This window comes from Geminicoccus flavidas (assembly GCF_009806515.1).
Taxonomy (GTDB): Bacteria; Pseudomonadota; Alphaproteobacteria; order Geminicoccales; family Geminicoccaceae; genus Geminicoccus; species Geminicoccus flavidus.
On record NZ_WUJP01001051.1, the window covers coordinates 1 to 1,416 of the forward strand.

The following is a 1,416-nucleotide window of genomic DNA, read 5'->3' on the forward strand; positions in this document are numbered from 1 at the left end:
GCCATGCCCGCGACAAAGCTCGATGCAGCGGCGGAAATGATCATAGGCGCTGCGCATCCGGCCTCGCGCATATTCGGCATCGCCGAGCCCGCCCAGCGCTGCGGCTTCCGCGTCGGCCGAGCCGGCCTGCCGTGCCAGCTCCAGGCTCCGCTGATGCTCGCTCAGGCAGCCGCCGATGTCGCCCTGAGGAAAGCAGAGATTGCCGCGCAGGAAGTGGATGCGGGCCTGCTCGATCAGGAGGCCGGCCGAAATGGCCGCGGCCTCGGCGCCTTGCAGGTCCAGGGTGGCACCGTCCAGATCATCGATGATCCGCTTGACCATCGCCAGCCCGATCAGCGCACGGCACTGCTCGGCCTCGCTCTGCGCCGCATCGCGTGACGCCTCGAATGCCTGCCGTGCCGCCGCCATGTCACCCAGGTCGTGCTGGACCTCGGCCCGAAGACAGGACAGCGCGAAGCGGTCGGCATGCTCGACGGCCAGGACCTGGCCGCGCTCGATCAGGCGCAGAGCCTGAGCATACCGGTAGCTCGCCGCCTGCTGGGCGGCCGCACGCAGATAGGCGGCGGCGGCACCCGGATCCTCGGCACGCTCCAGATGCTCCGCATGGAGCAGCGCGTCCCGCTCCGCATACCAGGCGGCAGCCTTGAGGTGCAGCATGCGGCGGCGGCTCCGGAGCAGGCTGTCATAGACGGCATCCCGAATCAGGGCATGGCTGAACAGGAATGCCTCGCCCTGCGGGCGGACGAGCAGGTGCTGCCCGAGACGCTCAGGGGCGTAATCCGGCTGTGCCAGCAGGTGGCACAGAGCGTCGCGCTCGAAGCGCTGGCCGAGCACCGATGCCGCCTGCAGGGCCGACCGGTCGAGCGGGGAAAGGCGGTCCAGCCGCGCCTGCACGAGGCTCTGCACCGAGCCGGGCACGCTGCTCCCGTCATGCTCCTCCGCGTGACGCAGCAACTGCTCCAGGAACAGGGGATTGCCGCCCGCGCGCTCGACGCAGCGCCGGGCGTGCTGCTCGGCGGTGTCGAACAGGTCAACTGCCAGCACCATCGCCTCCTCGTGCCGCAAGGGCCCGAGGTCGATCGTCGTGATCGGGACGTTGCCGGCGCGACTTCGCCAGGCGCGGTCGAGCGGATCTCCTTCGATCCGCGAGGTCAGGACCAGCAGGGCCCGGCACGTCGCAACCGTCGCCGCGAGCCTGGCGAGATAGGGCAGCAGCGGCGCGTCCGCCCAGTGCAGATCCTCCACCACCAGAAGCAGTGGCTGCCGTTGGCTGATGCGCTCGACCAGGTCGGCAAGCACGCGCCGCTTGCCCATGCCGCGCCGGGCATCGTCCATGGCATCGTAGAGGGCGCGCTCTTCGGTCGATTGCGGCAGGTCCAACAAGTCGTTCAGGAACACGGCGTCGTCGGGTGTCAC

At 69.9% G+C, this 1,416-nt stretch carries 1 protein-coding gene; it reads right to left on the reverse strand.

Features of this window, described 5'->3' with window-relative positions:
• A partial coding sequence (locus EQG76_RS30110; RefSeq protein WP_159718928.1) for a tetratricopeptide repeat protein occupies positions 1-1,416 on the reverse strand: 1,416 nt, incomplete at both ends.